The sequence below is a fragment of the Halopelagius fulvigenes genome (assembly GCF_042662625.1).
In the GTDB taxonomy this organism is placed as follows: Archaea; Halobacteriota; Halobacteria; order Halobacteriales; family Haloferacaceae; genus Halopelagius; species Halopelagius fulvigenes.
In genome coordinates, this window is sequence record NZ_JBHSXH010000015.1 from 1,673,040 (window position 1) to 1,698,955 (window position 25,916).

Consider the following 25,916-nt stretch of genomic DNA (forward strand, 5'->3'; position numbering starts at 1 on the left):
AGTGAGAGGTCGGCGTCCGTCTCCGATCGTCGAAACCGACGTCAGTCGGCCGAAAGCCGGTCGAACGGCGGGATATGGGGCCCGACTGACGGAACCGGCGAGTTCGGAGGAGGAAAGGCGAGTCGCGCCCTCCCGAGTTCTTCGCGTGAGGGCGGTTTCGTATCGCCCTCGGACGCCTCCGGGTCGATCCTCTCGCAGAGCGTCCTTCGGAGCGGATTTCGCAGTGGATCATGTGAGATAACATCTAACGGATAAGTGGACGGGTTCGTACACCGTTTCGGGGTGTACGAAACGGGGTGAGTGCGCCCCGTGGGACTTCCGGACGCGGGCCGGTCCGACCGCCTCCCTCGACGCCGCGGAGAGATCAGCCGAAATCAGGGAGTCGGCGGCGAAAGGAAGGTGCGACGCGATACCGCCGAGATGTCGCTTCTCGGGTCGAACCTCGGCGAGTACTCCCGTTCTCGCCCCGGTAGTCGTCCGGGAGAGCACCGATGTACCACCCGATTCGCTCGGACTCCGCGTGAGACGCCCGAAACCGCCGTTCGGAAGCGTTTGAGCGTCGAAAGACGGATTCGGAGAGACCGTCACGAACATCGTCATAAATTAGATACCGCTATACAGAATTCGGTTCGGCTGGCTACGTCGCCTCCACGAACTCGTGGAGTTTCTCGGCCATCGCCTCTGCGAACGCCTCGTCGTTGATGTCGGCGTCGAGTTCCACGAGTTCGACGCTGTCGGCGACGTTCTCCCGAATCGCCTCGAACAGGGCGTCGTCCGCCTCCGGGCGGTGGAACTCCTCGCCCTCGGCGTCGAGCATCGAGACGCTTCGGAGGGGGAGAAACAGGGCCGTCGGCCCGGCGGCGTCGTTCAGCTTCTCCGCGAGGACGCGCCCGAGTTCCGCGTTCTCCTCGGGCGTCGTGCGCATCAGCGTCACCGTCGGATTGTGGGCGTGGAGGTGCCTGTCGCGGAACTTCTCGGGCACCTCCTCCTTCGGCCCGAAGTTCACCATGTCGAGTGCGCCGACGGAGACGACCTGCGGGACGCCGCGTTCGCCCGCCGCCTCCAGACGGTCGGGTCCGGCGCTGAGGACGCCGCCGACGAGTTCGTCCGCCAGTTCCGTCGTCGTCGCGTCGAGGACCGCATCGACGACGCCCTGTTCGACGAGGTTCTCCATCGCCTCGCCGCCAGTGCCGGTGGCGTGAAAGACGATGCACTCGTAGCCGCGTTCCTCCAACCACGCGCGGGCCGCCTTCACGCAGGGCGTCGTCACCCCGAACATGGTGACGGCGACGGTCGGACCGTCGTCCGCCTCGACGTCCGCCTCGTTGGTCACCATGCCGACCATCGCGAGGGCGGCGTTGGAGATGATGCGCCGGGAGAGTCGGTTCAACCCCTCGATGTCGGCGACGGAGTACATCATCGTGATGTCGCGCGCGCCCACGTACGGGCGTGTGTCGCCGGAGGCCATCGTCGAGACGACGAGCTTCGGGACGCCGTACGGAAGCGCCCGCATGGCTGTCGTGACGACGGAGGTGTTTCCGGACCCGCCGAGGCCGAGAACGCCGTCTAAGGCGCCCTCCTCGTGGAGTTCCTCGACGACGCGGGCGGCCCCGCGACCCATCGCGTCCATCGACTCGCCCCGGTCGCCCGACTCGCGGAGCGATTCGACGGTCGTCCCCGCGCGGTCCGCGACTTCGGCGTTCGTCGTGTCCGGTTCGAAGGCCGGGTCGCCCATCACGCCCACGTCCACGACGTGGACGTCCACGCCGTGGTCTGTCAACACGTCGCGGGCGAACGCGAACTCCTCGCCCTTCGTGTCGAGAGTACCGACGAGTGCGACGGTCACGCGCCCTCACCTCCGGCGTCCCGCGTCGGCAGTTCCCCCGGCGGGACGACGGTGCACTCGGGCATCTCGCGGAGTCGTTCCTCGGGTCCCGGCGGCGCGTACACCGCGAGGAGACTGAGCGTCTCCCATCCGGTGTTGACCGTGCTGTGGGGAACGCCGCGGGGGACGAACACCACCTCGCCGGCTTCGACGCCGCGCGTCTCCTCGCCGACGGTCTGTTCGCCCTCGCCGTCGAGGACGTAGAGAATCTCGTCGCTCTCGGGGTGGTCGTGTCGTTCGTGGCCCTTGCCCGGTTCGAGTCGCACGACGCCCGCGCTGAACCGCTCGGAACCGGTCACTTCGGGCGTGTTGAGCCACTTGAGGACGCCCCAGTCGAACACCAGACTCTCCACGTCGTCCGGCGAGACGAACCGCGTCTCGTCGTCGCTCATAGCGAGATGTCCTTGAACTCGCGGGCCTGGTTCTCGATGGCCTCCTCGGTGGGGAGGCGTTCGATGCTGGACGCGCCGAAGAACCCGACGACCCCCTCCGTGTTCTCGATGACGTACCGGGCGTCGTCGGGCCACGCTATCGGTCCGCCGTGGCAGATGACGAGAACGTCCTCGTTCGCCTCGACGGCGGCGTCGCGAATCGCCTGCACCCGCTCTGCGGCCGTATCGAGGTCCAACGACGTCTCCGCGCCGATGTCGCCGGAGGTGGTGAGTCCCATGTGCGCGACGATTACGTCCGCGCCCGCCTCGGCCATCTCTCGCGCCTGTCTCTCGTCGAAGACGTACGGACAGGTGAGCATCCCCCGTTCGCTCGCCTCCCGAATCATCTCGACTTCCTTATCGTAGCCCATCCCGGTCTCTTCGAGGTTCCGTCGGAACTGGCTGTCCTCGTCGATGAGGCCGACCGTCGGGAAGTTCTGGACGCCGGAGAACCCCTGTCGCTTCAGTTTCTCGACGAAGACGTCCATCTGCCTGAACGGGTCGGTGCCGTTGACCCCCGCGAGGACGGGCGTGTCCTCGACGACCGGAAGCACCTCGTGGCCCATCTCCACGACGATTTCGTTCGCGTCGCCGTACGGGAGGAGCCCGGCCAGCGACCCCCGCCCGTTCATCCGGTACCGACCGGAGTTGTAGACGATGAGGAGGTCCACGCCGCCGCGTTCGGCGAACTTCGCCGAGATTCCCGTCCCGGCCCCCGCGCCGATTATCGGATCGCCCGATCCCACCGCGTCCCGAAGTCGCTCCATCGAGTCCTGTCTGTCGAACTGCATACGTACGACATGAACGTAGATTATGTTAATTCGTTGCAATTTTGTCGACGGGCGTGAACGTCACGCATTCGGTCTATCCCCGGCGCGGAACTCGCCGACTCGAACCACGCCGACTTTTATCCGCGACGGCGAACGTTCGGGTATGACCGACTTCGACCCCGAGAAGTTCGAGGACAAGTACGTCCACTACTTCCCCGAACTCCAACGCGCGTACAAGAACGCGTTCGAGACGATGAACGAGGAGTACGACTCGACGCTGATACACGGCATCGACCAGGAGATTCTCAACGAGTCCGAACCGATGTACGAGGACGGCGAGTTCCGCATCGACTTGCCGGAGAACCCCCACGACCGCCTCACGAGCGTCGTCGTCGACGACGAGAAACTCGACGCCACGCTGGACCGATACACCGACGAGATTCGGGCCGAACTCCGGCGCGTCTTCGGTGTACAGTCCTGAACCAAAGGCCTAAGCCAGTTCGTCTCGAACCCGGAACCATGAGTACGGACGCGACCGACGGAGACGACGACCTCAAAGACCGGGTCACGAACTTCCTCCGCCGGAACTTCCCACAGATTCAGATGCACGGTGGCTCCGCGGCGATTCAGCACCTCGACCGCGAGTCGGGCGAGGTCACCATCATGCTCGGCGGCGCTTGCTCCGGGTGCGGCATCTCGCCGATGACCATCCAGGCCATCAAGAGCCGCATGGTCAAGGAGATCCCCGAGATAGAGAAGGTCAACGCCGAAACCGGAATGGGCGACGACGGCGGCCACGGTGGCGGCATGTCCCCCTCGTTCCCCGGCGACACCGAAGGCGACGACGGCGAGAGCGACGAAGGGCCGCAGGCCCCGTTCTGAGGTTCGCGGTTTCCCCGATCTTCTTCGTTTTCGCGCCCGGCCAGCGGTGCGACCGGGTCGCAGGGAGCGGGAGCGAACGGGCGAGAACAGGAAGTTTATCCCGCGTTCGCCCGCACTGCGGGGTATGACCGAGTCGCCCGACAACGTCCTCTTCGTCGTGATGGACACGGTCCGGAAGGACCACCTCACGCCGTACGGCTATGAGAAGCCGACGACGCCGACGCTGGAATCGTTCACGGAGGAGGCGACGGTGTTCGAACAGGCCGTCGCCCCCGCGCCGTGGACGCTCCCGGTCCACGCGTCGCTCTTCACCGGGATGTACCCGAGTCACCACGGGGCCGACCAAGAGAACCCCTACCTGGAGGGCGCGACGACGCTGGCGCAGACGCTCTCCGCGGCGGGGTACGACACCGCGTGTTACTCCTCGAACGCGTGGATTACGCCGTACACCCACCTCACCAACGGCTTCGACGACCAGAACAACTTCTTCGAGGTGATGCCCGGCGACTTCCTGTCGGGTCCGCTGGCGAAGGCGTGGAAGACGATGAACGACAACGAGTCGCTTCGGGCAATCGCGGACAAACTCGTCAGTCTCGGCAACACCGCCCACGAGTACCTCGCCGGCGGCGAGGGCGCGGACTCGAAGACGCCCGCCGTCATCGACCAGACGAGGTCGTTCATCGACGACTCCGAGAACTTCTTCACGTTCATCAACCTCATGGACGCGCACCTGCCGTACCACCCGCCCGACGAGTTCGCCGAGGAGTTCGCCCCCGGCGTCGATTCGACGGAGATATGCCAGAACTCCAAGGAGTACAACTCCGGCGCACGCGACATCGACGACGACGAGTGGGAGGCGATTCGGGGGCTGTACGACGCCGAAATCGCCCACATCGACGACCAACTCGGCCGCCTGTTCGGCTGGCTGAAGGAGACGGGCCGGTGGGACGACACGATGGTCGTCGTCTGCGCCGACCACGGCGAACTCCACGGCGAACACGACCTGTACGGCCACGAGTTCTGCCTGTACGACCCCCTCGTGAACGTCCCCCTGATGGTCAAGCACCCGGAACTGGAGGAGGACCGCCGCGAGGACCAGGTCGAACTGGTGGACCTCTATCACACCGTCCTCGACGCCCTCGGCGTGGAGGGCGGCGCGCCCGCCGAACCGGGCGACGACGCCGTCGCACTCGACCGCACCCGGTCGTTGCTCTCGCAGTCGTACCGCGAGTTCGCCGAGGCGACGAACGACGACCCCGGCCAGATCGGCGACGGCGAGTACGCGTTCGTGGAGTACTCCCGCCCGGTGGTCGAACTGAAGCAGTTAGAGGAGAAGGCCTCGGACGCGGGTATCACGCTCCCGACGGACTCGCGGTTCTACTCGCGGATGCGCGCCGCCCGCCGGACGGACGCGAAGTACGTCCGCATCGACCGCATCGCGGACGAGGCGTACCGCCTCGATTCGGACCCCGACGAGACGGAGAACCTCGCGGACGAGGGCGACGAGGCAATCGAGGCGACGGAGGCGACGCTCTCGGAGTTCGAGGCGGCCGTCGGCGGCGCGTGGACCGACGCCTTGGACGACGAGGTGTCGGACGACACCGTCGAGGAGATGGACGAGGACGCCCAAGAACGGCTCAGGGACCTCGGCTACCTCGAATGAGAGCCCGAGGGAACCGTCGAAACGCCACCCCGGAGACGGTTCGGCGGGCCGCGTCGGATACGGGGCACGCGTTTGACACGCCTCGTCGAACGGGTCGGTGTCAAACGAGTTCCGTGATGATCTTCATTTCGATTTTCCGCAGGTGTTCGCCGACCGTCCCCGCGGAGATATTCGTCCGATCCGCAAGGTCACGGAGGGTCGCGCGCCGCGGCATCTCGTAGTAGCCCGCCTCGACCGCTAATTCCAACAACTCTCGCTGACGATCCGTCAGCAGCGACGCGAGCCGGCGCATATCCGGACGATACTCGCCAATCCCTTCGAGCGAAATCTGAATGCCGTCGGGGATTTCCGCGATTGCCTCTCGGAATTTCTTGTCCTCTCCGACCATGGTTACCCGAAGCCCACCCTGATCCGTGTACTCCATCGGCCAGTTCACAACGATCTCGTACCGTCGAAATATGCTGAGGAGGTCGGTCATAAGGGCATTCGCTCGAAAATGGAGATAGATGAGCCCTTCCGACGCCTCGGACTTTTCGCACGCCAGTACGTCCGGGTGGGCCTCCAGTAATTCCGCGCCCTCTTCGAAGTCGTCACGAAGTTGATACAGTCCGACGCCGGTTCCGTCGTCTAAGAGATTGATGTAGTGAATCGCTTCGACTTTCACCGCTCGATCGGTAGCGCACGCGCCGTTCGAACAGCGTTCATCGTCGATCTGAGGGATGACGAACGTAATGTATCTCATACTTCGGTTACTCTGTTCAGGAACGAGTCGACCGGATCGTATCCGTCGCCGCCGGTGCCGGGTCGAAGGGAGAATACGCATCGCGCATATATAAACCCGCCTCAGATGTGCGGCGCTATTGGCATGCACGGAGGGACCGTCTCTATCGCCATCTCATGCCGAACAGAGAAGCTGAAAGAGACGACAATCTCGGGAGCCGTACTGACGAATGAACCCGAAATCGATCGGATTGACCGTCCTCGGCGCCGTCGTGGCGCTTCTCGGGGTGTTATGGTTAGTTCAAGGTCTCGGGCTCGTCCAGATAGGTCCGATTCTGTGCGTCGCAGAGTGCGAACCGATAACCGGAAGATCAGTACAGTGGGCGGTCATCGGTACGATAGCCCTGTTCGTGGGAGCCGTCGCCGTCTGGGCGGGGCAGAGACGAATAAACCGATGAGCGTTCCGATCGGAGTCGTGACCACGATCGGACCGCTTCCTCACCGCGTCTATCCCGCGAACCGCAGTCCCGTGACTCCCGCGACGATGGCGGTGAGACAGGCGAGTCGGACCGGCGACGTGGACTCGCCGAACAGGACGATGCCGAGGACGACGGTGCCGACGGCGCCGACGCCGGTCCAGACGGCGTAGGCCGTCCCGACGGGCAACACTTCGACGGCCTTCGCGAGACCGGCCATGCTCACGACGAGGGCGACGACGACCACCGCCGTCGCGCGGAGGTTCGAGAAGCCGTCGGCGTACTCTAGTCCGACCGCCCACACCGTCTCGAAGCAGGCGGCCGCGAGGAGGACGAGCCACGCGGTCTGTTGGTTCACGCGCGTCGCTTCGGGGGACGCCGCCTTGACCGGTGCGGAATCGTCCCGGCGCGCACCGAGGGGTCAGCGAACCCCGCGACCCGCCTCCCAGGCGCGCAGGAGATCCGCGAGCGTCCGGTTCGTCGGCGCGTCGATTCCGTGCCGGTCGGCGCGTGCGACCACCTCGCCGTGGATGGCCTCGACTTCGGTCCGTCGGCCCGAGTCCACGTCCTGCAGCATCGACGACCGGTTGGCGGCGGTGTCCGACACCACCTCGTCCACCGCCGCGCGCGCGCCGCGGTAGGTGAGGCGGACGCCCTCGGCACGGGCGACGCGGACCGCCTCGCGCGCCGCGCGGTGGGCCACCTCCGACGCCGGTCCGTCGGCGAGAGCGCCGTTCTCGACGCGCGCGAGGGCGGTGACGGCGTTGATTCCCGCGTTGACGGCCAACTTCCGCCAGCGACGCCGCGGCATGTCCGTCGCCACGAGGGTCCGCAGGCCCGCGTCGCGGAACGCTTTGCCGACGCGTTCGGCGGCGGGGTCGGTGCCGCCGGCGCGCGCCCCCAAGACCACCCGCCCGACGCCGGTGCACTCGACGCGTCCGGGTTCGCGGAGGCGCGCGCCGTAGGTGGCCGTCCCCGCCAGGACCGTCGCGTCGAGCCTCGACGCGAGCGTCTCCTCGGTCAGGCCGTTCTGCAACGAGAGGACGGCGTCGTACGACCCGGTGGCGAGCGTTTCGGCGGCGGCGGCGGTGTCGAACGACTTCACCGTCACCACCGCCACGTCGGCGGCGCGCCCCTCGCCGTCGGTGACGGCGTCCGGGGCGGTGCGGGCCGTCTCCGCGCCGGTGACGGAGAGGCCGTCGACTCTGACCCGCGAGACGTGCGGGTCGCGCCCGACGAGCGTCACGTCGTGGACGCGTGCCAACAGACCGCCGACGAGCGACCCGAGGCTGCCAGCGCCGAAGACGAGAATCTCCATGCTCGCCTCGACTGCGAGCCTCCGGAAAAAGCAGTCGGATACCGTACGGCCGCGGTCAGTCCTCGGTCCAGTACATCAGGTCCTCTTTCTCCGTCCCGCAGTTGGGGCACTTCGGCGGCAGGTCGTCGTCTAACTCGCCCATCTCGCCGCAGTTCGTGCACCGCCACATCAACTCCGCCTCGCCGAACTCGTGGCCGGAGCGTTCGTGTTCGACGGACATCTTGTCGATTCCCTCCTCCGTCGTGACGAAGAAGCCGTCCGTGTCGAACCCGCGGATGTTTCCGAGGGGGCGTCCGTCTTCCGTGTACACTGTCATTCCGACTTTGGGTGCGGGGCTTTCTTCGGACATAGATGGGGGTTCGCTCGCCAGTCAGATAACTCTCCCCGCCGACACCTTCAGGGGGACGCGCCGCGATACGGGGCGAGAACCGAGAGCGGGGGACGTTCGGTGGCGGAGAACGCGAGATGTCGTACCGCGAGGCGAGCCCTCGCGGAATCTTTTTGGTGCAGATTTTCGCGAGGAGTGCGAGACAACGGAGTCGTCTCGCTTCTTCACGAGTGACCGTCAGTCACCCGTGAAGAGGGTTCCCACAGCGCACCGAAGGCGCGCGAGGAAACCCGACGAAGCAAAACGGTGCTACATGAAGTCCGAAATCTTCGAGGCTTTGTTCTTGTCGTTCTCGAAGACGGATTCGAGGCTCTTCTCTAAGACTTCGAGTCGCTGTTTCGTGTAGTCGCGGCAGCCGAACTCCTCGGCCACCTGAATCGCGGTGTCCATGTACTTGTTCACCGATCCGCGGTGGACGGTCAGGTTGACCCGGCCGCCGCACTCGCGGCAGTCGCCGGTGAGCGGCATCCGGCGGTACTTCTCGCCGCAGTCGAGACACCGCGTCTCCTGCCGGGCGAACGCGCGGAGGTTGCCGATGAGGTCCGGCAGGAAGTGGTACTCGATGACGCGTTCGGCCACGTCGGTTTCGTCCACGGCGCGGAGTTTCCGCGACAGTTCCAACTGCGCGTCCATCTTCTCCATCATCGACCCGAGCGTCTTGTACGCCGAGAGGTCCGGGCCGAGGGCGATGTCGGTGGTGTCGTGGGTGTGCTCGAACCCGCGGTACTCGTCGTCGGTGCCGAGGGTGTCCTCGCCGAGTTTGATGCGGTCCTCCATCTCGCCGGGGTCGGCCATCTCCAACGTCGCCTCGTAGAACTCCCGCGGGTACCGCCGGACGATATCCATGTTGTGCGCCTCGTCGTCTATCTCGGAGGGGTCGATGCGCGAGGACATCACGAGGGGCGCGTCCATCTGGCCCCCGCGCTTGTCGGGGAGGAACTGTTTCGAGAAGTTGAGAAGACCGTCCATCAGGAGCATCACGCAGTCCTCGTCTCCGTCGCACTGACCGACGAAGATGTCGTTCGCCACGAGCGAATGTGTGTCTTCGACGGTGAGACAGTAGGTGTGAGACGTGTCGGACTCGACGTACTCGACGGAGACGACTTCGTCGGTCCAGACGTCGCCTCCGTCACCGAGTAACCGTTGCGTCCGAGCGTCTGTCTCGGAGACGGCGGACCGAAGCGTCTCCTCTTTCCGGTCGAGATGGAAGCCGACACGCTCGGCAAATCGAACGGCGTTTTGAGAGGTTATCTTCAGCACCCACGTCCCGAACTCCGGTACGTCGTCGCCGTAGAACTCCGCTACTGCGCCGGTTTCCGGCGTCCGACGTTCCGTGTACGCCTTCGTGGCGATGCCGAACCGTTTCAACGCCGAGACGAGGTCCGTCTTGAGTTCGTCGCTGACTGTGTGGGCACGGATCTCGATGCGGTCCGTGGAAGCACTCCCGTCGCCGCTGAAGTACGCTGCGAGGAACGCACGGAGCACGCTATCCGAGGACGAGAACACGCAGTCGGGGATTCGCTTCGTCTCCGCACGTGAACCGGCACCGAGAACCTCGTCGAACAGTACGGCGACGAGTCGGCTAGAGACGGTGAGTTTCCACTCGTTCTCGTCGTACGCTTCGACGCCGAGACGGTCGGAGAGCGATTCGGTGATGACCTGACGGGCCGACTCGTCGGGGGTGCAAATCGTCGTCTGATAGTACTGACCGGATTCGCGTCGGGTGAATCCCTCTGCGGCGTAGTATCCGAGGACGGTTCCGAACCCTTCGTCTACCGTCAGATACCGATCGACCTCAGCCATGTCTCGTCTGATGGAGAGAGAAACGTCGTCCGGAACGATTTCGGGGAGTTCGTCGCTATCGAACAACTCACAGAGTACGTTCGTCGGGACGCTATCGCGTGATACCCAGTTGTAGACGGTCGAATCGCTGACGCCGAGGCGGTCAGCGACGGGCTTCAGATAGCCCGATTCGTCCGTGGCCTCGTCGAACAGCGTCCGAAGACCATCGGAGCCGATACCTCGTATCATCAACTCCTCGTTCGGAACCGAGTCGAGTTCGAGGAACGTCTCGAGGAGGTCGTACGAGCGAACTGCGCCGTCGAAGTCGAGCGCCTTCGGGGAGTACAGTTCGTCCCCGTCCGAGAGTTCGTTCGCCGGAACGCGTCCGACATCGCCGCCTTCGGAGCGAAGCATCGAGTGGTCGGGCGTCACCGTCAGTTCGCGGCCGCTCCGCGTCTCGATTCGGATCATGTGGTCCGGCGCGGGATGTTTCGACGCCGCTTCTACGGGTTTCAGAACCTCCTCGCCGGAGTCGTCTATCGACGGGACGAACACGTCGCCGTCGAGTTCCTGCACCAGCGTTCCGAAGTCGTCCGTCTCCGGGTCGGCGAGGCGTGCTTCGACGAACTCCTCGATTCGCTCGTGGTGCCACGCGTCGTCTTCGTCGCGGTACCACACCTTCGTCTCCGGGTGGAAACAGTTCCGACGTTTCGCGGCGTGAAAGTACGGATGAGCGTACCCGACCGCTGCTGACGTAAATCCGACAACTCTGCCGACGACGGCGGCGGAGGTGTGGGGTGCCATCCCGAAGACCAGTTCGCCGATGAGGTCGTCGCGTTCTTCGACCCCGTAGAACGGGTCGAGGCCGTAGAACTGGGTCAGAAGGTCGTCCACGAAGTCGGCCGTCTTCAGCATGTGCTCGGCCGCGCCGTCCGAGAGGACGATGTCTTGGACTTTGAGTTCGACCAGTTGGTCGTCGAACTGGAGGGGTTCGCCGTCGATGTCCGTCTCGTAGCCGAGTTCGCGGAAGTGGTCGGCCGTGACGTCGAGTTCCTCGGGGCGGACGGCGGTGACGGGCAGGTCCGTCATGTCGTAGCGGACGGTGCCGTCCTTGAACGAGGAGACGCCGTTCTTCGCCCGCAGGACGCCCTTCTCGATGGGTTCGGGCGTCTTGTTCGAGGAGGTGAGGCCCTTCACGCCCTTCAGGATGGGGAACGAAGACTCGCGTTCGCCGACGTTCTCCAACGCCTCGCGGAGTTCCGTCGAGAGGTCGATCTGGAACCAGTCGGGGCTCTCGACCTCCCGTTCGCACCGGTCGCAGTAGACGCGCCCCGACTCGTCGGGTTCGCGGACGGTGCCGCACTCCTCGCACTCGTAGTAGGGTTCGGTGTGGGCGTCGCAGTCGGGGCACTTCGATTTGAACGTGTGCGCGCCGCAGTCCGGGCACTCCCTGTCGCCGACGCGGACGTTCACCTCGCCGCGGACGCCCTCGTCGTTTCTGGCGCGGGCGGCCTCGCTCACGTCGCGTTGGTTGCCGCCCATCTCGCCGATGGGAAAGAGGGTGTGGACCGCCGGCGAGAGGTCCCTCGATTCGGACTTCTCCGGGCGGCCCATCCGGTTGCCGATGCGCGTCGGCGCCCGTTCTCGAATCTCGAACGGCGCAACCTCATTGACGGCTTTCACCGCGTTCTCGCCGCCGTCCCACTTTCGGGCCTCCGGCGAGAGGTCGTCCGCCTCCCACGTCCGTTCGAGGCCGGTCGTCAGTCCCAGCGAGCGAACGAGGGGACGCCACTCGGGGACGCGAATCGTCTCGTCGGACTGCGAGTGCTCGACGAGGAGGCGTTCGAGGACGCTCCGGACCGTCTCCGTGCGTTCGAGTTCGAGGACGCCGTCGCCGCCCTCGGGGCCTTCGGGGCGGACGACCACCCCGCCGTCGGGCTTCGCGTCCACGATTTGGCCGTCCGCGGCGGCGTCCGCCAGCGTCTCGAACTCCTCGACGCTCACGTCGTGCCAGAGGTACGTGTAGTCGGGGTGGAGGGGGCAGTCGTACTCGGCGGCCCACTCGAAGGCGTCCTCGGGCGAGGGGTGTTCGAGGTCGACGCTCGGGTCGTCCTCGAACGCCTGCACGGGCGCGCCCGCGGCGTCGAACTCCTGAATCCACCACTCGTAGACGTAGGAGGCGGGCGCGAGGGGGTGGTTGTTCTCGACGAACTCGCCGAAGTTGACGAGGTACTCGCCCAGATCGAGGATCTTCTCGACGCCGTTCCGGACTTCGAGGGCCTCTTCGGGGTCGTCGATGCGCCGCACGTCGCCGTTGGCGAGGCGAACCGTCGGCCCCTCGATGGAGTCGACGGGGACGACGCCGCCGGCCTTCCCGGGCCGTTCGGTCTTTATCTGCGTCCCGGTGGCGAGGAAGTCGTCCACGAGGTGCATCGTCGCGGGGTGGACGCCCGCCGTCGCGAACCCGTGGTTCCGTGATCGGCCGTAGCGGAGTCTGAACCCGCCCTCGGCGCTGGGGTGGCCGAAGACGGGGCGGCCGGCGATGAGGTCACGGAGGTACTTCGTCGCCGGTTCGACGCGGGCGGGACCGGCGGGTTCGGCGGGCGAGTCGTCCGCCTCCTCCCCCGCCGCGCCGTCCTCGCTCTCGTCGGCGGCGTCCTCGTCGGCGTCGGCCGCGTCTTCCGCCTCGTCCGTCCCGCCGTCCTTGCCGATGGTGCCGTCGATGAGGTCCTGCAGCCACGGCCAATCGACCTCGTCGAGTTGGCGGGTGTAGCGCTGAATCTTCGGGGCCTTGAGGGCGATACCCTCGGCCATGACGAGACACATGCCGCCGCGAGCGGAGTTGGTGTCCACGCGCTCTAAGTCGCGGAAGCCGGACACCTCCTCGTCGCCCGTCGCCTCGCCGTCGAGCATGATGGGCATGTGCTCCGCGATGAACTTCGTCTCCTTGTCCTTCGGCGAGTACTGGAGGCCGGTCTCCTTGTCGTAGAGGGCGATCTCCTCGGCGTAGCGCTCGACTTCGATGTCTCTGGCGTTGTACTCCTCGATACCGAGGAGGGAGCGAGCGTAGTCGGCGACGAGAACCGATAGCGCTTGGGCCGTCCCGCCGGCGGAGCGAATCGGGCCGGCGTAGTAGACGTTGACGAACTCGGTGCCGTCGTCGTTCTCCAGGATCTCGACGCGGTCGATGCCCTCGATGGGGGCGGCGACGACGCCCTCGGTGAGGAGGGCGACGGCCGTCCGAACCGCGCCCTCGACTTTGCCCTCGCGGGAGTCGTAGTCGCCGACGCTGCCCTCCACGAAGTCGGTGACGAGTTCGAGGGCGGCCTCCTCGCGGGACATCTGCCCTTCGAGTTCGCGGACGCGTTCCGCGACGCCCGGGATACCGAGGATGTTCTCCACCCGGTCGGCCATGTCCTTGGCGACCGGTATCTCCACGTCCGTCTCGGGGTCGTGCCCCTGCGCCTTCGCCGCGCGCGCGGTGTCGAACGCCTCGTCGAGGCGGTCTTCGATGCGCGCGAAGTACTGTTCGTCCTCTCGTCTCACGGCTTACAACCAGAGGTCGAGGTCGGTCACGTCGTCGTGTTCCCGTTCGAGGGGTTCGTCGAACGCGCGGATGTACATCTCGCCGGCGAAGACGGTGCCGGCGTTGAGGTGGCCCGCGAGCGACTGCCCGCTTCGGCGGGAGAGGACCGCGTGGGTGTGGGCGAACGGTTCGCCGTCGAGGAGGGCGACGTTGCCGACGCAGGCGGCGACTTCGAGGGGTTCGTCGAACGTCACCGAGCGGTACTCCTTCTCGTCTTGGTCGTAGAACCAGACGTCGGCGTCCTGCACCGCGCCCATCGCGTTGAACCACGCCGACTCGATGTCTTCGAGTTCGGCGAACTCCTCTATCTCCTCGCGCCAGTCCGCGCCGTTGTCCAGCGAGACGAGAAACTCGCGGCTGGACTCGACCTCCCGATAGTTCATGGGACCGACAACGGCGGACGCCACCAAAAACCTTCAGTCTCGTCGGGACGTGCGACCCTCGGGAGTCGGCTTCGGAGAAGGGTTCCGGCCCGTCGGCCGGGCCGTCGTGCGTCGTTCGTGGTACGTCGTACGTCGAAGCGGTCGGAACCGATCCGGGGACGTGCCCGCGCCCCCGGACCGACGGGCCCGAGCGTTCAGGCCCACTCCGGAAGCGACGGCGCGTCCTCTACCCGCATCGAAATCCACGCCTCGTCGCGGGAGATGTCCGCGATGATGAACTCCGAACGGGAGGGACTGGAGTCCACCGAGGCCATGACCTCGGCGCGCGTCGCACCGATATTCGCCGTCGCATTCGGCGTCATGTTTGATAGTGTGTAACACTCGTATATAAACCCGTCGGAATGACTGTTCTCTTCGTAGGCTTACTCGGAAATATGTTCCGACATGCGGGGAAAATTCCAGTGATGGTGGTGTATTTCGAGTCTCAGTGGAGGAGAGTTCGACGGACGACCACCGTAGGTCCGGGGAGTTTCCGGGCGCGGGTGCGGGTCGGGGGCGTCGGCGTCGCGTCCGCGGGAAATCGTCGCAGACGTTCGCAGACTACAAGAGGTGGCGGGCAGTATGGCGCGGTATGCACGTAGCCGACGCGATGACCCCCCGAGAGGACGTCGTTACGGTCGAACTCCCGGGGACGCGCGACGACGTTCTTGAGTATCTCCAAGAGCGCGGCTTCTCCTCCGTACCGGTCGTCAAGCGGGACGAGGACAGAGAGGAGTACCGCGGCCTGATATCGCGGGAGGACCTCATCGAACACCCCGACGAGGACCAACTCGCCGTCCTGATGAACGACGTTCCCACGACGACGCGGGACACGTCCGTCGAGGACGTGGCCCGCCTGATGGTCGAGGAGGGGTACCGGCGCATCCCCGTCGTGGACGGGGAACTGGAGGGTATCGTCACCGTCACCGACGTGGTTCGCGCCATCGCCCGCGGCGAAGTCGAGTGCGACGCGACGGCCGACGAGGTGGCCACGAGCGACGTGAACACGACGTGGGTCGAGACGCCGTTGACGGTGGCCGAGCGCGAGATATACTACGCGAACGTCCCCTACGCCGTCGCACTGGGCGAGGAGGGCGGGATGGCCGGCATCCTCACCGAGGTGGACATCATCGAAGTCGCCCGCGTCGTCGAGGGCGAGGACGGCACCGGCGACTCGGTGGCCGGACAGGAGGACGACTGGATGTGGGAGGGAATCCAAGGCGTCGGCAACCGCTACGTGCCGACCCGGAACGTGGAGATTCCCGTCGAACCCGTCTCGGAGTTCATGAGCACCGAGATGGTGACCGTCTCGAAGCGGAAGTCCGCCAAGGAGGCCGCGCAGGCGATGATAACCGAGGACATCGAACAGATTCCGCTCGTCGGCGGTGACCAACTCCTCGGCATCGTCCGCGACATCGACCTGCTGGAGGCGTTGTGAGATGCCGGAGCGAACCGAAGGCGAACGACTCGCGGAACTGGCCAAGCGCCGCGGTTACTTCTTCGGGTCGAACGCCGCCTACGGCGGCGCGGCGGGCTTCTACACGTTCGGTCCGCAGGGCGCGGCCCTGAAGAGCAACGTCGAAGAGGCGTGGCGCGACCGGTTCACGGTCAAGGAGGGGAACCTCGAAATCGAAGCGCCGACCATCATGCCCGAACCGGTCTTCGAGGCGTCGGGTCACCTCGACGGCTTCGACGACATGCTCGTGGAGTGCCCCGAGTGCGGTGAGTCCCACCGCGCGGACCACCTCATCGAGGACGAGACCGACATCGAGGACGCCGAGTCATACCCCGTCGAGGAAGTCGAGTCCCTCATCGCGGACAACGACCTGCGGTGCCCGAACTGCGGCGCGGAACTCGCGGGGGAGTCCGTCGAGGACTTCAATCTCATGTTCGAGACGAACATCGGTCCCGGCTCCTCGACGCCGGGCTACCTCCGCCCGGAGACGGCGCAGGGCATCTTCGTGGAGTTCCCGCGCATCAAGGAGTACGCCCGAAACAGCCTCCCGTTCGGCGTGACCCAGATCGGCCGGGCGTACCGCAACGAGATCTCGCCGCGGAAGAGCATCGTCCGCACCCGCGAGTTCACGCAGGCGGAGTTAGAGCAGTTCGTCGACCCCGAACGCGACGAACCCGACCTCTCGGCCGTCGAGGACGTGGACGTCGTCCTCTACCCCGCCGCGGAACAGCAGAAGGACGACGGCGAGTACGTCGAGACGACCATCGGCGAGGCAGTCGAGGAGGGAATTATCGGCAACGCGTGGGTCGGCTACTTCCTCGGCATCGCCCAAGGCTGGTACGAATGGGTCGGCGTGGACATGGACCGCTTCCGGTTCCGCCAACACCTCACCGGCGAACGCGCCCACTACGCCGCGGACTGCTGGGACGCCGAGAGCGAGGTGGACGGCGACTGGATCGAAATCGCGGGCTTCGCCTACCGCGGCGACTACGACCTCTCGAAGCACGGCGAGTACGGCGACGACGACTTCACCGTCTTCCGCCAGTACGACGAACCGAAGACGGTCGAACGCGCCGTCGTGGAACCCGACATGAGCGTTCTGGGGCCGGAGTTCGGCGGGAAGGCCGCCGACATCGCGGAGGCGTTGGAGACGCTGGCGGAACGGAACCCCGACGCCTTCGACGGCGACGAGGTGACGGTCGAAGTCGGCGGCGAGGAGTTCGCCGTCGAGACGGAGGTGACGAACTTCCGCGTCGAAGAGCAGACCATCGCGGGCAAGCACATCACGCCGCACGTGGTCGAACCGTCGTTCGGCGTCGATAGGACCGTCTACACCCTGCTGGCGCACGCCTACAGCGAGGACGAGGTGGACGGCGAGGAGCGGACGTACCTCTCCTTGGAACCGGGCGTCGCCCCCACCGACGTGGGCGTGTTCCCCCTCGTCAGCAACGTCGACGAACTGATAGCGCGCTCCGAGGACGTGGTCGAGCAACTGCGCGACGCTGGGTTCTCGGTCGTCTACGACGACTCCGGCAGCATCGGGCGGCGCTACCGCCGGCAGGACGAAGTCGGGACGCCGTTCTGCGTGACGGTGGACCGCGACGGCATCGAGGGCAACGGCCCCGACACCGTCACCGTCCGCGCGCGCGACTCCGGGCGGCAGGTTCGCGTTCCCGTCGCCGAACTCGTCGGCCAACTCCGCGCACTCCGCGACGGGGACCGGTCGTTCGACGAGGTGGCCCAGACGTACGAGGAAGTCACCGCGGGCGCGGACGCGTAACGAGCGTGAGTGCTCCCGCCCCCGCCCGTCCGAGCGAGAGCGAGGTGAAGCGCCGCCTCGTCCACGCCTGCGGCGTCGGACTGCCCCTCCCGTACCTGCTGGGCCTCCTGACGTGGCGGCAGCTCGGCTGGATGATGCTCGGCCTCTCCGCCGTCGTCGCCGGACTGGAGGTGATTCGGCTGGTCGTCGGCCTCGACTGGAAGGTGTTCGACGAACTCACCCGCTCCTACGAGGAGACGAACCCCGCGGGGTACGCGCTGTACATCTTCAGCACCACCGCCGTCGCACTCGTGTTTCGACCGGAAATCGCCGTGCCGGGGATGCTGATGCTCGCCATCGGCGACCCGGTGAGCGGTCTGCTCGGACGGACGCGGGAGGCGGGCGAACGGAAGCGCGTCTCGACGCTGGCGGCGATGTTCCTCGTCTGTCTCGGCGTCGGACTGCCGTTTCTCGTCCCCGCGGCGGGACCGGTCGTCGGGAGCGTCGCCGCCGTCGCGGGCGCGTTGGGCGCGACGCTGGCCGACGGGGTGAAGCCCGTCGTCGCGGGCTACGTCGTGGACGACAACCTGTCGATTCCGCCGACGGCCTGTCTCGCCATCGCGGGCGTCCTGTTCGCCGTCGGGTGAGGCGGCGGCGGCGTCCTCGGCGGACGGCCACGGGGTGTTTTTACCGGCCGCGACCTACGTCACGACATGACAGTCTACGAGAGCGACCTGCCCGGCGTGGGGAAGAAACACGAGGTGGACTTAGACGACGGGGGCCGACTCGTCATCGTCACGCACAACACCGGACGGCGCGAGGTGTTCCTGCGGCCGGACCCCGACAGCGACTCCGAGAAACTGTTCGAGTTGTCCGACCAACTGGCGCGGCAGGTCGGCACGTTGCTGGAGGGGGCGTACTTCCAACCCGTCCAGATGCAGGAGATAGAGACGAGACTCGGGGACGGCACCGTGTTGAACTGGGTCGAAGTCGGCGCTGACTCCCCCGTCGCGGGCAAGACGCTGGCGGAGTCGGACTTCCGCAACGAGACGGGCGCGTCCGTCATCGCCGTCGAACGCGACGAGGAGGTGTTCGCCTCGCCCGGCGGCGACACCCGAATCCGGGCGGGCGATACGCTCGTCATCATCGGTCGGAAGGACGCCTGCGAGGAACTCGAGGCGTACGTCGAGGACGAGTGAGCGATGGCGGCGGGGCTTCTGTCGCTGGGCGAGTTGTTCGTCGTCGTCGCCGTCGCGGGCGCCGTTGCACTCCGCTTCGGCCTGTCGGTCATTCCCCTGTACGTCATCGGGGGGGTCCTCGCCGGTCCGTACGTCGCCGGGCGGGCGGGCCTGCCGTACGTCGAGAACGGCGAAGTCGTGACGCTGTTCGCGGAGTTGGGCATCGTCCTCTTGCTCTTCTTCCTCGGCTTGGAGTTCAGCCTCGATAGGCTCCTGCAGTCGAGACGGAACATCACGCGCGCGGGCGCGATAGACATCGCGGTGAACCTCCCCGTCGGGGTGGGCATCGGCCTCCTCCTGGGGTGGTCGGTGGTGGAGTCGCTACTCCTCGGCGGCATCGTCTACGTCTCCTCGTCGGCCATCATCACGAAGACGGTGATAGACCTCGGCTGGATTGCGAACCCCGAATCGGAGCCGATTCTGGGCACCCTCGTCTTCGAGGACTTGGTGATGGCCGCCTACCTCGCTCTCGTCACCTCCTTGGTCGTCGGCGGCGAGGGCCTCGAATCGGTCGCGGAAGGCGTCGCGATAGCGTTCGGCTTCCTCGGCGCGTTGCTCGTCGTCGTGCAGTACGGGACGGCCTTCTTCGCGCGCGTCCTCGACGTGTCGGACCCCGAACCGTTCGTCCTCCGAACGCTCGGCGTCGTCGTCCCCGTCGCGGGCGTCGCCCTCGCCCTCGGCGTCAGCGAGGCCGTCGCGGCGTTCTTCGTCGGGATGGGCTTCTCGACCAGCGGTCACCGCGAGCGAATCGAACGCCAACTGACCCCCGTCAGGGACGTGTTCGCCGCCGTCTTCTTCTTCTGGATAGGCGTCGGCACCGACCCGCGACTGCTGGCCGCCGTCGTCGTCCCGTTGGCCGTCGCCGTCCTCGTGACGACGCCGACGAAGGTGCTGACGGGCTACCTCGGCGGCCGGGTGTACGACCTCACGGCGCGGCGGTCGCTCCGCGTCGGCGTCGGGATGGTCCCGCGCGGGGAGTTCTCCCTCGTCATCGCGGCGTTGGCGGCGGGCGGGTCCACGCGGGTGATGCGGGAGGTCATCCCCGCGTTCGCCGTCGGCTACGTCCTCGTGATGAGCGCGCTCGGAACCGTGCTGATGGAGCGTTCCGACGCCGTGGAGCGTCTGCTGCGCCGCGGCGACTCGGAGGCGAGGTGAGCGTTCGGGCCGCAGACATTTCACGGAGAGCGCCGAACGTGACCCGTGCGCAGTCACCCCCGCGAGGAGCGAACCGTCCTGCTGGGAGGCGGAGCGCTCGGCTTCGGATTCGGGGCGTTGTTCGACGTCCTGCTCTTTCACCTCGTCCTCCAGTGGCACCACCTGCTATCGTCGCTCTATACACCGACGACGCTCTCGGGGTTGCGGACGAACATCTTCTACGACGGGGTGTTCTCGCTCGGCGCACTCGGCGCGATGGCCGTCGGCGCGGCGGTCGTCTGGCGGGCGGTCAACCGCGCCGAGGAACCGTACTCGGGCGTGCGACTCGTCGGGAGCGTCCTCGTCGGCGCGGGCCTGTTCAACGTCTTCGACGGCGTCGTGGACCACTACGTCCTCCACATCCACGAAGTCGTCCACGGCGACCCGTCTTTGAACCCCCACTGGGTGGGCGCGAGTCTCCTCTTGCTGGGCGCCGGAATCTTGGTCCTCACCGAGTCGCGGAGCGCGGACTGATGGAACCGCTCGTGCGCGCGAGGAGAACGCCGGAGAGCGCGGTTCGGCAAGGTTTGCGCCCCCGAAAGCGTTTAATAGGCCGCGTTCGGTTCGAAGTACCAATGACGCGGCTCTCGGACGCCGGACGGTTCGGCACCTCCGGAGCCGCGCGTCTCGGTCGTACGGACGCCGAGGCGACCGTTCTTCTCGCTCCGCCGCGCCCGCAGACCGGCGCGCGACGACGACGACCGGCCCGTTAGGGCCAACTATACTACACTTTCCGGCGGTTTCGACGAAACGAACTCAACAGCCACTAGCGACCCTATAGGCATCTCTACGTGTTTATTCCTCCGGACAGAATCGTGTATTTTATACGGGAGAGGACACGATACGGAGGTACATGACAAGCGTGGCACTCGCGTTCTCCGGCGGACTCGACACGACAGTATGCGTCTCGCTCCTGAAAGAGGAGTACGGCTACGACGAGGTAGTCGGCGTGACGGTGGACGTGGGACAGCCGGAATCGGAGTTCGAGGAGGCGAAGGAGACGGCAGACGCGCACGGACTCGACCTGCACGTCGTCGACGCGAAAGACGAGTTCGCGGAGCTGTGTTTCGACTCGGTTCGCGCGAACGCGACGTACCAGGGCTACCCCCTCGGGACGGCGCTGGCGCGCCCGGTCATCGCCAACGCCATCCTCGACGTGGCGAAGGAGGAGGGCTGCGACGCCCTCGCGCACGGTTGCACCGGGAAGGGCAACGACCAGCTCCGCTTCGAGACGGTCTGGCGCGCCTCCGACCTCGACGTGGTCGCGCCCGTCCGCGAGATGGGCCTGACCCGCGAGTGGGAGAAGCAGTACGCCGACGAGAAGGGCCTCCCGGTCCAGAGCGGTAACGACGGCGTCTGGTCCATCGACACGAACCTCTGGAGTCGCTCCATCGAGGGCGGGGAGCTCGAAGACCCGAGCCACGTCCCGCCGGAGGACATCTACGAGTGGACCGAGACGCCGCAGGGCGAGACGGGCACCGTCGACATCGAGTTCGAGAACGGATACCCCGTCGCCGTGGACGGCGAGGAGATGGACCCCGCCGCGCTCATCGAACACCTCAACGAACTCGCCGGGCAGTACGGCGTCGGCCGCACCGACATGATGGAGGACCGCATGCTCGGTCTGAAGGTGCGCGAGAACTACGAGCACCCGGCGGCGACGACGCTCCTGACGGCGCACGAGGCGCTCGAACAGCTCGTCCTCACGAAGGAGGAGCGCGACTTCAAAGCGCAGGTGGACCAGCAATGGTCCAACAAGGGGTATCAGGGCCTCGTTGACGCGCCCATCGTGAAGGCGCTGGAGGGCTTCATCGCCGAGACGCAGACGAGAGTGACCGGGAAGGTCACCATCAAGTTCGACGGCGGGCGCGCCCGCCCCGTCGCCCGCGAGTCCGACTTCTCGGTGTACTCCGAGGAGGCCGCCTCGTTCAACACGAAGACGGTCGGCGACATCACCCAGGAGGACGCCACCGGCGTCGCCAAGTACCACGGCTTCCAGTCGCGCCTCGCCAACGCCGCCTACGAGAACGCGACGAAGGACAAGCCCGGACTCGCCACCGACGGCGGCGACGACGTCGCCGAGGAAACCTCGGCGGGCGGCCAGACGCAGTCTGGCGACGAGGAATAAACGGATGACGAGCAACGAGGAGTCGAGCGGAGTGGTCCGCCGCGACCGGTTCAGCGGCGGCCCCGCGCGCGAGTTCATGTCGAGCCTCGCGGCCGACGAACGCATCTTCGCGGCCGACGTGGCCGTGGACCGCGCGCACGTGGTGATGCTCGAAGAGCGGGGTATCGTCGAGTCCGCGGTGGCCGCCGACGTCCTCGCCGCCCTCGAAGACGTCGAGGCGGCGGGCCACGGCGCGCTTCCCGACGGCGAAGACGTCCACGAGGCCATCGAGACGGCCGTCATCGAACGCGTCGGCCCCGACGGCGGGAAGATGCACACGGCCCGCAGTCGCAACGACGAGGTGGCCGCCTGCATCCGCTACCGCTTGCGCCGTGACCTCCTCTCGGCCGTCGAATCGACGCTGGCGCTCCGCGAAGCGCTGGTAGAGACGGCCGAGGAACACGTCGAGACGGTGATGCCGGGCTACACGCACCTGCAACCCGCCCAGCCCACCACCGTCGCGCACTTCCTCCTGTCGTACGAGGCGGCGTTCGCCCGCGACACCGCCCGACTCCTCGACGCCTACGACCGGACGAACGTCTCGCCCCTCGGCGCGGCGGCGTTCGCCGGGACGCCGTTCGACGTGGACTGCGAGAGGACGGCGGAACTGCTGGGCTTCGACGGCGTCCTCGGCAACTCGATGGACGCCTCCTCCGCGCGGGACTTCCTCGCGGAGTCGCTGTCGGCGCTCTCGACGCACGCGGTGACGCTCTCCGGCCTCGCGGAGGACCTGGTCATCTTCGCCAACAAGGGGTACGTCGACCTCTCGGACGACTACTCCTCTACGTCCTCCATCATGCCGCAGAAGGTCAACCCCGACACGCTCGAACTCGTCCGCGCCACCGCGGGCGACGCCGTCTCGGGACTCAACGGCCTACTGACGACGCTGAAGGGCCTCCCCCGGGCGTACAACCGCGACCTGCAACGCGCGACGCCGCACGCGTGGCGTGCAGTGGACGACGTGTCGGCCGCGACGGAAGTCGCCGCCGGGGCCGTCGCCACCGCCGAGTGGCCCGAGGAGACCCTCGCGGACGCCGCGAGCGAGGGGTTCTCGACGGCGACGGGCGTCGCGGACGCCCTCGCGATGGCCGGACTGCCGTTCCGCACCGCCCACGAGGTGGTCGCGGAGGCGGCGAACCGCGCCGACGGCGAGACGCCGGATCTCGCAACACTTGACGCGGTCGCAGAGGACGTTTTAGGCGACACCCTGTTCGAATACGTGAGCCGTGAGCACGTCGAACGGACGCTCGACCCCGCCTACAGCGTCGCCAGTCGAGACTCCGCGGGCGGTCCCGCCCCGGAGGCGGTGGCGACGCAACTCGACGACGCGGCGGGGCGCCTCGACGCTCACGGGGAGGGCCACGCCGAACGCACCGCGGCCCTCGAATCGGCAGACGAGAAACTCGCGGCGGAGGTGAACGCCCGTGTCTGAACCCACCACCCGCGCGTCCGTCAGGACGCCCGAACGACGGACCGACCGAGAGCCACTTCGACGAGTGCCGCGACCGCCACGACCGCCGTCCCCTCTCGGGGACGAATAACATATGGAATCTGACACACTTTCCACACGGCCGGTTTGTTCGCCTCTCTGAAGTCGAGAGAGGCTTCTTTGTTCTTTTAATTTCGATGATAAGTTCGATGGGTTTAAGTCTCTGCCTCGCTCAGCCGAAGATACGATGGCAGAAACCATTACCGCCGAAGATCCGCTGACCGGAGAGGAAATCGAACTCCCCGCCGACGTGGAAGTCGGCGAGATCGTGGACAGCCCCGCCACGGGCGCGGAGTTGGAAGTCGTCTCTCTGGACCCCGTGACACTGGAAGAAGCACCCGAGCTCGAAGAGGACTGGGGCGAGTGAGATGAAGGTTGGACTGCTCTACTCCCGGATTCGGAGGGACGAGAAACTCCTGCTCTCGGAACTCCGCGAGCGCGGGCACGAGGTGGCGAAGATAGACGTCCGGAAGGAGCAGTTCAACATCAGCGAACCGCCGGCGGCGTTCGAGGACGTGGACATCGTCGTCGACCGCTGTCTGGCGACCAGCCGGAGTCTGTACATCACGCAGTTCCTCGACGCCTACGACGTGCCCGTCGTCAACAGTTCCGAGACGGCGGACGTCTGCGCCGACAAGGTGAAAAACAGCCTCGCGCTGGAGCAGGCGGGCGTCCCCACGCCGAACACGGAGGTGGCGTTCACCGTCGACTCCGCGATGGAGACCATCGAGAAGTTCGGCTACCCCTGCGTGCTGAAGCCCGTCGTCGGGTCGTGGGGGCGGCTGATGGCGAAGGTGGACTCCGAGTCCGCCGCGGAAGCCATCCTCGAACACAAGGCCACCCTCGGACACTACCAACACAAGGTGTTCTACGTGCAGGAGTTCGTCGAGAAGCCCGGCCGCGACATCCGCGTTCTGGCCGTCGACGGCGAACCCGTGGCCGCGATGACGCGCTCCTCGGACCACTGGCTGACGAACGCCGCGAAGGGCGGCGAAGTCGAGGCCTTCGAGCTGGACGACAGGGCGCTCGAACTGGTCGAACGAGCGAGCGACGCCGTCGGCGGCGGACTGCTCGGCGTCGACCTGATGGAGACGGGAGACGACTACACGGTTCACGAAGTCAACCACACCGTCGAGTTCAAGGCGCTGAACGAGGCCGTGGACGTGGACGTGCCCGCGAGAGTCGTCGATTGGCTGGAAGCGAAGGCCGACGAACACGTCGCGGAGGCCACCGCATGACGGCAGGCGAGACGTACACCGCCGCCGTCGTCGGCGGAAGCGGCTTCACCGGCGGGGAACTGCTCCGTCTGCTCTACCAGCACCCGAACTTCGACGTGGTGCAGGCGACGAGTCGCTCCAAGGAGCGGAAGACCGTCGGCCACGTCCACCCGAACCTCCGCGAGATGGACCTGCGGTTCACCTCGCCCGAGGACCTGCACTCGGTGGACGTGCTGTTCGCGGCAACGCCTCACGGCGTCTCCATGCAGCAGATAGACGAGTTTCGGGACGCCGCGGACACCGTCGTGGACCTCTCGGCGGACTTCCGCCTGAACTCCGAGGAGCAGTACGACGAGTGGTACGACGGGCACGACTGCCCCGAGTACCTCAAGAAATCGGAGTACGCCCTGCCGGAGATAAACCGCGAGAACCTGCCCGGCGCCGACCTCATCGCCTCCGGCGGGTGCAACGCGACGGCGACCATCCTCGGCCTCAAGCCGCTTTTCGACGCCGGACACCTCTCCGGCGACGAGCAGATAGTCGTGGACGTGAAGGTCGGGTCCTCCGAGGGCGGCGCGGGCGGCGGCGACGCCTCCAGCCACCCCGAGCGCTCGGGCATCGTCCGCCCGTACGCGCCCACCGGCCACCGCCACGAGGCCGAGATAGAGCAGTTCCTCGGCGTCTCGGTGTCGTTCACCGTCCACGCCGTGGACATGGTTCGCGGCGCCAGCGCCACCTGCCACGTCTTCCCCGACGCGCCCGTCTCGAAGGGCGATCTCTGGAAGGCCTACAGGGGAAGCTACGCCGACGAACCGTTCATGCGCACCGTCGCCGGGGGCGGCGGCGTCTACCGCTACCCCGAACCGAAGGCCGTCGCCGGGACGAACTACGGCGAAGTCGGCTTCGAGTTGGACCCCGGCAACCGCCGCGTCGTGGTCTTCTCGGCCATCGACAACATGATGAAAGGCTCCGCGGGGCAGGCCGTCCACGCCGCGAACGTCGCCCTCGGAGTAGAGGAGACGGCGGGACTGGAGTTCACCGGCCTCCACCCCGTCGGCGCACCCTGATACCGA

The 25,916-nt window shown here is 66.6% G+C and carries 24 protein-coding genes; 14 read left to right on the plus strand and 10 right to left on the minus strand.

The features are described from left to right. Positions 1 to 637: 637 nt before the first annotated feature. Genes ACFQEV_RS18935 through ACFQEV_RS18945 form a run of 3 tightly spaced genes read right to left on the minus strand, consistent with a single transcriptional unit; the run spans position 638 to position 3,107 of the window. Positions 638 to 1,846, minus strand: coding sequence for a Tm-1-like ATP-binding domain-containing protein (locus ACFQEV_RS18935; RefSeq protein WP_379699409.1), 1,209 nt, complete (start codon positions 1,844 to 1,846; stop codon positions 638 to 640). Beyond that, positions 1,843 to 2,277 carry a cupin domain-containing protein gene (locus tag ACFQEV_RS18940; protein ID WP_379699411.1) on the minus strand — a complete coding sequence of 145 codons (435 nt, stop codon included), beginning with the start codon at positions 2,275 to 2,277 and terminating at the stop codon, positions 1,843 to 1,845. Before ACFQEV_RS18940 ends, ACFQEV_RS18935 begins: the two co-directional genes overlap by 4 nt. Next, on the minus strand, positions 2,274 to 3,107 hold the full coding sequence (locus ACFQEV_RS18945) for a phosphoenolpyruvate hydrolase family protein (protein WP_379699413.1): 834 nt from the start codon (positions 3,105 to 3,107) through the stop codon (positions 2,274 to 2,276). Before ACFQEV_RS18945 ends, ACFQEV_RS18940 begins: the two co-directional genes overlap by 4 nt. 142 nt (positions 3,108 to 3,249) lie before the next feature. Between ACFQEV_RS18945 and ACFQEV_RS18950 the strand changes: the two genes are divergently transcribed. The 3 genes from ACFQEV_RS18950 (at position 3,250) to ACFQEV_RS18960 (ending at position 5,631) form a co-directional block, all read left to right on the plus strand. Next, the gene (locus ACFQEV_RS18950) at positions 3,250 to 3,567 is read left to right on the plus strand and encodes a DUF5783 family protein (protein ID WP_379699416.1); all 318 of its coding nucleotides are present in this window, start codon (positions 3,250 to 3,252) and stop codon (positions 3,565 to 3,567) included. A 38-nt stretch (positions 3,568 to 3,605) separates the two neighbouring features. Next, positions 3,606 to 3,968 (plus strand): NifU family protein, encoded by a 363-nt coding sequence (locus ACFQEV_RS18955; RefSeq protein ID WP_379699418.1) that lies wholly within the window; start codon positions 3,606 to 3,608, stop codon positions 3,966 to 3,968. 124 nt (positions 3,969 to 4,092) lie between these two features. Further along, positions 4,093 to 5,631, plus strand: a complete 1,539-nt coding sequence (locus ACFQEV_RS18960) for a sulfatase (RefSeq protein WP_379699421.1) — start codon at positions 4,093 to 4,095, stop codon at positions 5,629 to 5,631. Positions 5,632 to 5,731: 100 nt separating this feature from the next. Here the strand turns inward: ACFQEV_RS18960 and ACFQEV_RS18965 are convergent, their stop codons facing one another. From ACFQEV_RS18965 to ACFQEV_RS18995, 7 genes are all read right to left on the minus strand, one after another. Further along, positions 5,732 to 6,373, minus strand: coding sequence for a helix-turn-helix domain-containing protein (locus tag ACFQEV_RS18965; RefSeq protein WP_379699423.1), 642 nt, complete (start codon positions 6,371 to 6,373; stop codon positions 5,732 to 5,734). Positions 6,374 to 6,858: 485 nt separating this feature from the next. Further along, positions 6,859 to 7,185: a DMT family transporter gene (locus tag ACFQEV_RS18970; protein ID WP_379699426.1), complete on the minus strand. Its 327-nt coding sequence runs from the start codon at positions 7,183 to 7,185 to the stop codon at positions 6,859 to 6,861. Positions 7,186 to 7,248: 63 nt separating this feature from the next. Next, the gene (locus ACFQEV_RS18975; protein ID WP_379699429.1) at positions 7,249 to 8,145 is read right to left on the minus strand and encodes a ketopantoate reductase family protein; all 897 of its coding nucleotides are present in this window, start codon (positions 8,143 to 8,145) and stop codon (positions 7,249 to 7,251) included. Between the two features lie 55 nt (positions 8,146 to 8,200). Continuing rightward, positions 8,201 to 8,494: a DUF7130 family rubredoxin-like protein gene (locus ACFQEV_RS18980; RefSeq protein ID WP_379699431.1), complete on the minus strand. Its 294-nt coding sequence runs from the start codon at positions 8,492 to 8,494 to the stop codon at positions 8,201 to 8,203. Positions 8,495 to 8,782: 288 nt separating this feature from the next. Then, positions 8,783 to 13,861 (minus strand): DNA polymerase II large subunit, encoded by a 5,079-nt coding sequence (locus ACFQEV_RS18985; RefSeq protein ID WP_379699434.1) that lies wholly within the window; start codon positions 13,859 to 13,861, stop codon positions 8,783 to 8,785. A gap of 3 nt (positions 13,862 to 13,864) precedes the next feature. Continuing rightward, positions 13,865 to 14,284: a PPC domain-containing DNA-binding protein gene (locus tag ACFQEV_RS18990; protein WP_379699437.1), complete on the minus strand. Its 420-nt coding sequence runs from the start codon at positions 14,282 to 14,284 to the stop codon at positions 13,865 to 13,867. 194 nt (positions 14,285 to 14,478) lie between these two features. Then, positions 14,479 to 14,646: a DUF7556 family protein gene (locus ACFQEV_RS18995; RefSeq protein ID WP_175454459.1), complete on the minus strand. Its 168-nt coding sequence runs from the start codon at positions 14,644 to 14,646 to the stop codon at positions 14,479 to 14,481. Between the two features lie 269 nt (positions 14,647 to 14,915). Between ACFQEV_RS18995 and ACFQEV_RS19000 the strand changes: the two genes are divergently transcribed. The 11 genes from ACFQEV_RS19000 (at position 14,916) to argC (ending at position 25,910) form a co-directional block, all read left to right on the plus strand. Beyond that, a complete protein-coding gene (locus tag ACFQEV_RS19000) occupies positions 14,916 to 15,761 on the plus strand; it encodes a CBS domain-containing protein (protein WP_379699439.1) in 846 nt (281 codons plus the stop codon). Between the two features lies 1 nt (position 15,762). Continuing rightward, positions 15,763 to 17,559 carry a glycine--tRNA ligase gene (glyS, locus tag ACFQEV_RS19005; RefSeq protein ID WP_379699442.1) on the plus strand — a complete coding sequence of 599 codons (1,797 nt, stop codon included), beginning with the start codon at positions 15,763 to 15,765 and terminating at the stop codon, positions 17,557 to 17,559. A gap of 80 nt (positions 17,560 to 17,639) precedes the next feature. Continuing rightward, entirely contained in the window at positions 17,640 to 18,185 is a 546-nt protein-coding gene (locus tag ACFQEV_RS19010; RefSeq protein WP_379699955.1) for a dolichol kinase, read from the plus strand. Positions 18,186 to 18,251: 66 nt separating this feature from the next. Beyond that, the gene (locus tag ACFQEV_RS19015) at positions 18,252 to 18,737 is read left to right on the plus strand and encodes a cation:proton antiporter regulatory subunit (protein WP_379699445.1); all 486 of its coding nucleotides are present in this window, start codon (positions 18,252 to 18,254) and stop codon (positions 18,735 to 18,737) included. 3 nt (positions 18,738 to 18,740) lie between these two features. Further along, positions 18,741 to 19,931 (plus strand): cation:proton antiporter, encoded by a 1,191-nt coding sequence (locus ACFQEV_RS19020; RefSeq protein WP_379699447.1) that lies wholly within the window; start codon positions 18,741 to 18,743, stop codon positions 19,929 to 19,931. A 45-nt stretch (positions 19,932 to 19,976) separates the two neighbouring features. Beyond that, positions 19,977 to 20,444, plus strand: coding sequence for a DUF2243 domain-containing protein (locus ACFQEV_RS19025; protein ID WP_379699449.1), 468 nt, complete (start codon positions 19,977 to 19,979; stop codon positions 20,442 to 20,444). A gap of 379 nt (positions 20,445 to 20,823) precedes the next feature. Beyond that, positions 20,824 to 22,098: an argininosuccinate synthase gene (locus ACFQEV_RS19030; protein ID WP_379699452.1), complete on the plus strand. Its 1,275-nt coding sequence runs from the start codon at positions 20,824 to 20,826 to the stop codon at positions 22,096 to 22,098. Between the two features lie 4 nt (positions 22,099 to 22,102). Further along, entirely contained in the window at positions 22,103 to 23,569 is a 1,467-nt protein-coding gene (argH, locus tag ACFQEV_RS19035) for an argininosuccinate lyase (RefSeq protein ID WP_379699455.1), read from the plus strand. A 244-nt stretch (positions 23,570 to 23,813) separates the two neighbouring features. Then, complete coding sequence (gene lysW / locus ACFQEV_RS19040) at positions 23,814 to 23,993, plus strand: lysine biosynthesis protein LysW (protein ID WP_379699458.1); 180 nt, start codon at positions 23,814 to 23,816, stop codon at positions 23,991 to 23,993. A gap of 1 nt (position 23,994) precedes the next feature. Continuing rightward, the gene (gene lysX / locus ACFQEV_RS19045; protein ID WP_379699461.1) at positions 23,995 to 24,864 is read left to right on the plus strand and encodes a lysine biosynthesis protein LysX; all 870 of its coding nucleotides are present in this window, start codon (positions 23,995 to 23,997) and stop codon (positions 24,862 to 24,864) included. After that, positions 24,861 to 25,910: an N-acetyl-gamma-glutamyl-phosphate reductase gene (gene argC / locus ACFQEV_RS19050; RefSeq protein ID WP_379699464.1), complete on the plus strand. Its 1,050-nt coding sequence runs from the start codon at positions 24,861 to 24,863 to the stop codon at positions 25,908 to 25,910. The genes lysX and argC overlap by 4 nt, the downstream gene beginning before the upstream one ends. The last annotated feature ends 6 nt before the right edge of the window (positions 25,911 to 25,916 follow it).